This window comes from Citrobacter sp. wls613 (genome assembly GCF_005281195.1).
GTDB lineage: Bacteria > Pseudomonadota > Gammaproteobacteria > Enterobacterales > Enterobacteriaceae > Citrobacter > Citrobacter gillenii.
The window spans coordinates 159,104-164,449 of sequence record NZ_SZXN01000057.1; the positions used below are offsets into that span (position 1 = coordinate 159,104).

Annotated in this window: 8 protein-coding genes; all 8 read left to right on the forward strand. The window is 50.0% G+C overall.

Annotated features, from left to right (window positions below; all coding sequences use genetic code 11):
- Window positions 1-104: 104 nt before the first annotated feature.
- On the forward strand, window positions 105-827 hold the full coding sequence (locus FDX01_RS13065) for a transcriptional regulator (protein ID WP_003023643.1): 723 nt from the start codon (window positions 105-107) through the stop codon (window positions 825-827).
- Window positions 827-1,213, forward strand: a complete 387-nt coding sequence (gene tusD / locus FDX01_RS13070; protein ID WP_115257337.1) for a sulfurtransferase complex subunit TusD — start codon at window positions 827-829, stop codon at window positions 1,211-1,213. The genes FDX01_RS13065 and tusD overlap by 1 nt, the downstream gene beginning before the upstream one ends.
- Complete coding sequence (gene tusC, locus FDX01_RS13075; RefSeq protein ID WP_096759313.1) at window positions 1,213-1,572, forward strand: sulfurtransferase complex subunit TusC; 360 nt, start codon at window positions 1,213-1,215, stop codon at window positions 1,570-1,572. Before tusD ends, tusC begins: the two co-directional genes overlap by 1 nt.
- A gap of 6 nt (window positions 1,573-1,578) precedes the next feature.
- Window positions 1,579-1,866, forward strand: a complete 288-nt coding sequence (gene tusB / locus FDX01_RS13080; RefSeq protein ID WP_115257339.1) for a sulfurtransferase complex subunit TusB — start codon at window positions 1,579-1,581, stop codon at window positions 1,864-1,866.
- 125 nt (window positions 1,867-1,991) lie between these two features.
- Window positions 1,992-2,366 carry a 30S ribosomal protein S12 gene (gene rpsL / locus FDX01_RS13085; protein ID WP_003023654.1) on the forward strand — a complete coding sequence of 125 codons (375 nt, stop codon included), beginning with the start codon at window positions 1,992-1,994 and terminating at the stop codon, window positions 2,364-2,366.
- Window positions 2,367-2,461: 95 nt separating this feature from the next.
- Window positions 2,462-2,932: a 30S ribosomal protein S7 gene (rpsG, locus tag FDX01_RS13090; RefSeq protein WP_016154763.1), complete on the forward strand. Its 471-nt coding sequence runs from the start codon at window positions 2,462-2,464 to the stop codon at window positions 2,930-2,932.
- A gap of 96 nt (window positions 2,933-3,028) precedes the next feature.
- A complete protein-coding gene (fusA, locus tag FDX01_RS13095) occupies window positions 3,029-5,143 on the forward strand; it encodes an elongation factor G (protein ID WP_096759315.1) in 2,115 nt (704 codons plus the stop codon).
- A 70-nt stretch (window positions 5,144-5,213) separates the two neighbouring features.
- On the forward strand, window positions 5,214-5,346 hold a 133-nt coding region (locus tag FDX01_RS13100), incomplete at its 3' end, for a GTP-binding protein (protein WP_004146313.1).

The following is a 5,346-nucleotide window of genomic DNA, read 5'->3' on the forward strand; positions in this document are numbered from 1 at the left end:
ACTGGAAAGCGCCTCGTGCGCTGTATTACTTTAGATGCCCCTAATAGTGATGAGCCTGCCCTGACAACATAACGACAGGCTCCTGAAAAGGAGTGCTTTTTTTCATGTCCAGGTCGCTTTTAACCAACGAAACCAGTGAGCTAGATTTGCTGGATCAACGTCCTTTCGATCAAACCGACTTCGATATCCTTAAATCCTACGAAGCGGTAGTGGACGGGTTGGCGATGCTCATTGGTTCCCATTGTGAAATCGTATTGCACTCTTTGCAGGATTTGAAATGCTCGGCTATTCGCATTGCTAACGGTGAACATACGGGTCGTAAAATTGGCTCACCGATTACCGATCTGGCGTTGCGCATGCTGCATGATATGACGGGTGCGGATAGCAGCGTGTCGAAGTGTTACTTCACACGTGCGAAAAGCGGTGTCTTGATGAAGTCGGTGACGATTGCCATTCGCAACCGTGAGCATCGCGTAATTGGTCTGCTGTGTATCAATATGAACCTTGATGTTCCTTTCTCGCAGATAATGAATACCTTTATTCCACCGGAAACCCCAGAAGTGGGTTCTGCCGTGAACTTCGCCTCATCAGTGGAAGATCTGGTTACCCAGACGCTGGAGTTCACGATTGAAGAAGTGAATGCCGATCGTAACGTCTCCAACAATGCGAAGAATCGTCAGATTGTCCTGAACTTGTATGAGAAAGGTATCTTCGATATCAAAGATGCTATTAACCAGGTTGCTGACCGCCTGAACATCTCCAAGCACACGGTTTATCTTTATATTCGCCAGTTCAAGAGCGGTGATTTCCAGGGGCAAGACAAGTAATGCGCTTTGCTATCGTCGTGACTGGACCTGCTTATGGTACGCAGCAGGCGAGCAGCGCATTGCAATTTGCTCACGCATTGATTGAAGAAGGTCATGAGTTAAGCCGTGTCTTTTTCTATCGTGAAGGCGTGTATAACGCCAATCTGCTGACGTCGCCCGCCAGTGATGAATTTGATCTGGTTCGCGCCTGGCAACAGCTTAATCAACAGCATGGCGTAGAGCTAAATATCTGCGTGGCAGCGGCGCTACGCCGCGGCGTTGTTGATGAAACTGAAGCAGAGAGGTTGGCGTTGGCTGGGGCTAATTTACAAGCGGGTTTTAACCTTAGTGGGCTGGGTTCGCTCGCTGAGGCATCCCTGACGTGCGATCGCGTGGTGCAGTTCTAATGAATCGAATCGCTTTTGTATTTTCCACCGTGCCTCACGGGAGCGCATCGGGCCGTGAAGGTCTGGATGCACTACTGGCGACATCAGCACTAACAGAAGATCTCGGCGTCTTTTTTATCGGGGACGGCGTCTTCCAAATCCTGCCAGAGCAAAAACCTGATCTCATTCTGGCACGGGACTATATTGCGACCTTCAAATTGTTGGGGCTGTACGATATAGAACAATGTTGGCTGTGCGCTGCCTCATTGCGCGAACGTGGCCTTGATACGGACATGAAATTCGTTGTCGATGCGACGGTACTTGAACCTGAAGAACTGCGCCGTGAACTGGGCAACTATGACGTCATTATGAGGTTCTAAACGCGCATGCTGCATACTCTACATCGCTCACCGTGGCTGACTGACTTCTCCTCCCTGCTGCGTCTTGTTGGCGCAGACGATGAGCTTTTATTGCTTCAGGACGGCGTGACTGCAGCCATAGAAGGCAGCCGTTTCCTTGAAACGCTGCAAAATGCCTCCATTAAGGTTTATGTACTGGAAGAAGACATTAAGGCTCGCGGGTTGGGTGGTCAAATTTCAGACAGTGTCGTCAGGGTTAGCTATACTGACTTCGTCAGACTTACGGTGAAGCATCCCAACCAGATTGCCTGGTAATTGCGGGATCGTTGTATATTTCTTGACACCTTTTCGACACCGACCTAAAATTCTGCGTCCTCATATTGTATGAGGTCGTTTTATTACGTGTTTACGAAGCAAAAGCTAAAACCAGGAGCTATTTAATGGCAACAGTTAACCAGCTGGTACGCAAACCACGCGCACGCAAAGTTGCAAAGAGCAACGTGCCTGCGCTGGAAGCCTGCCCGCAGAAACGTGGTGTATGTACCCGTGTATATACCACCACTCCTAAAAAACCAAACTCCGCACTGCGTAAAGTATGCCGTGTGCGTTTGACTAACGGTTTTGAAGTGACTTCCTACATCGGTGGTGAAGGTCACAACCTGCAGGAACACTCCGTGATCCTGATCCGTGGCGGTCGTGTAAAAGACCTTCCGGGTGTTCGTTACCACACCGTTCGTGGTGCGCTTGACTGCTCCGGCGTTAAAGACCGTAAGCAATCACGTTCCAAGTATGGCGTGAAACGTCCTAAGGCTTAATGGTTCTCCGTTAAGTAAGGCCAAACGTTTTATATTAATGTCAAACTAAACTCTTAGAGTTTTGGACAATCCTGAATTAACAACGGAGTATTCCCATGCCACGTCGTCGCGTCATTGGTCAGCGTAAAATTCTGCCGGATCCTAAGTTCGGATCAGAGCTGCTGGCTAAATTTGTAAACATCCTGATGGTAGATGGTAAAAAATCTACTGCAGAAACCATCGTATACAGCGCCCTGGAGACCCTGGCTCAGCGCTCTGGTAAAGATGGCCTGGAAGCCTTTGAAGTAGCCCTCGAAAACGTGCGCCCGACTGTCGAAGTTAAGTCTCGCCGCGTTGGTGGTTCTACTTATCAGGTACCAGTTGAAGTCCGTCCGGTTCGTCGTAATGCTCTGGCAATGCGTTGGATCGTTGAAGCTGCTCGTAAACGCGGTGATAAATCCATGGCTCTGCGCCTGGCGAACGAACTTTCTGATGCTGCAGAAAACAAAGGTACTGCAGTTAAGAAACGTGAAGACGTTCACCGTATGGCAGAAGCCAACAAGGCGTTCGCACACTACCGTTGGTAATCCCTTCGGAGTAATAGTCACCAGGCGGGCGCTTCTTGTAAGCAGCCCGCTTTGGGCTACTTAAATTGAACGCCTAAAAGATAAACGAGGAATCAAATGGCTCGTACAACACCCATCGCGCGCTACCGTAACATCGGTATCAGTGCGCACATCGACGCCGGTAAAACCACTACTACCGAACGTATTCTGTTCTACACCGGTGTAAACCATAAAATCGGTGAAGTTCATGACGGCGCAGCCACCATGGACTGGATGGAACAGGAGCAGGAGCGTGGTATTACTATCACCTCCGCAGCGACTACTGCATTCTGGTCTGGTATGGCCAAGCAGTATGAACCGCATCGCGTAAACATCATCGACACCCCGGGGCACGTTGACTTCACAATCGAAGTAGAACGTTCCATGCGTGTGCTTGATGGTGCAGTAATGGTTTACTGCGCAGTTGGTGGTGTTCAGCCGCAGTCTGAAACCGTATGGCGTCAGGCTAACAAATATAAAGTTCCACGCATTGCGTTCGTTAACAAAATGGACCGTATGGGTGCGAACTTCCTGAAAGTTGTTGGTCAGATCAAAACCCGTCTGGGCGCGAACCCTGTTCCGCTGCAGTTGGCTATTGGTGCTGAAGAACATTTCACCGGTGTTGTTGACCTGGTGAAAATGAAAGCCATCAACTGGAACGAAGAAGACGCAGGCGTAACCTTCACTTATGAAGATATTCCGGCAGACATGCAGGAACTGGCTGAAGAATGGCACCAGAACCTGATCGAGTCCGCTGCAGAAGCTTCAGAAGAGCTGATGGAGAAATACCTCGGTGGTGAAGAACTGACTGAAGAAGAGATCAAGACTGCTCTGCGTCAGCGCGTTCTGAACAACGAAATCATCCTGGTAACCTGTGGTTCTGCGTTCAAGAACAAAGGTGTTCAGGCGATGCTGGATGCGGTAATTGATTACCTGCCATCCCCAATCGACGTACCTGCGATCAACGGTATTCTGGACGACGGTAAAGATACTCCGGCTGAGCGTCACGCTAGCGATGAAGAGCCGTTTGCTGCTCTGGCATTCAAAATCGCTACCGACCCGTTCGTGGGTAACCTGACCTTCTTCCGCGTGTACTCTGGCGTGGTTAACTCCGGTGATACTGTTTACAACCCAGTGAAATCGGCTCGTGAACGTTTTGGTCGTATCGTACAGATGCACGCCAACAAGCGTGAAGAGATCAAAGAAGTTCGCGCGGGCGATATCGCGGCTGCGATCGGTCTGAAAGATGTGACAACTGGTGACACCATTTGTGATCCAGACCACGTGATCATTCTGGAGCGTATGGAATTCCCTGAGCCGGTAATCTCCATCGCGGTAGAACCGAAAACCAAAGCTGACCAGGAAAAAATGGGTCTGGCTCTGGGCCGTCTGGCTAAAGAAGACCCGTCTTTCCGCGTATGGACTGACGAAGAATCTAACCAGACCATTATCGCCGGTATGGGTGAGCTGCACCTCGACATCATCGTTGACCGCATGAAGCGTGAATTCAACGTTGAAGCGAACGTCGGTAAACCTCAGGTTGCTTACCGTGAAGCGATTCGCGCGAAAGTTACCGATATCGAAGGTAAACACGCTAAGCAGTCTGGTGGTCGCGGTCAGTACGGTCATGTTGTTATCGACATGTACCCGCTGGAGCCGGGTTCAAACCCGAAAGGCTACGAGTTCATCAACGACATCAAAGGTGGTGTAATTCCTGGCGAATACATCCCGGCCGTTGATAAAGGCATCCAGGAACAGCTGAAATCTGGCCCGCTGGCTGGCTATCCGGTTGTTGATCTGGGCGTGCGTCTGCACTTCGGTTCTTACCATGACGTTGACTCCTCTGAGCTGGCGTTTAAACTGGCTGCTTCTATCGCCTTCAAAGATGGCTTTAAGAAAGCGAAACCTGTTCTGCTTGAGCCGATCATGAAGGTTGAAGTAGAAACGCCGGAAGAGAACACTGGTGACGTCATCGGTGACCTTAGCCGTCGTCGTGGTCAGTTGAAAGGTCAGGAATCTAACGCTACTGGTGTTCAGATTCATGCTGAAGTTCCGCTGTCTGAAATGTTCGGATATGCAACTCAGCTGCGTTCTCTGACCAAAGGTCGTGCATCTTACTCTATGGAATTCCTGAAGTATGATGATGCGCCGAACAACGTTGCTCAGGCCGTAATCGAAGCCCGCGGTAAATAAGCCGCAGGTTAAAAACCAAAATCCCGTGCTCTCTCTATAAGGGGAGAGCACTATAGTAAGGAATATAGCCGTGTCTAAAGAAAAATTTGAACGTACAAAACCGCACGTTAACGTCGGCACCATCGGCCACGTTGACCACGGTAAAACTACTCTGACCGCTGCAATCACCACCGTACTGGCTAAAACCTACGGCGGTTCTGCTC

What these genes read in the sequence shown, in the direction of transcription:
- rpsG (WP_016154763.1), top strand. Translation starts at nt 2,462, where the DNA reads ATGCCACGTCGTCGCGTCATTGGTCAGCGTAAAATTCTGCCGGATCCT.
- FDX01_RS13065 (WP_003023643.1), top strand. Translation starts at nt 105, where the DNA reads ATGTCCAGGTCGCTTTTAACCAACGAAACCAGTGAGCTAGATTTGCTG.
- tusD (WP_115257337.1), top strand. Translation starts at nt 827, where the DNA reads ATGCGCTTTGCTATCGTCGTGACTGGACCTGCTTATGGTACGCAGCAG.
- tusB (WP_115257339.1), top strand. Translation starts at nt 1,579, where the DNA reads ATGCTGCATACTCTACATCGCTCACCGTGGCTGACTGACTTCTCCTCC.
- fusA (WP_096759315.1), top strand. Translation starts at nt 3,029, where the DNA reads ATGGCTCGTACAACACCCATCGCGCGCTACCGTAACATCGGTATCAGT.
- tusC (WP_096759313.1), top strand. Translation starts at nt 1,213, where the DNA reads ATGAATCGAATCGCTTTTGTATTTTCCACCGTGCCTCACGGGAGCGCA.
- rpsL (WP_003023654.1), top strand. Translation starts at nt 1,992, where the DNA reads ATGGCAACAGTTAACCAGCTGGTACGCAAACCACGCGCACGCAAAGTT.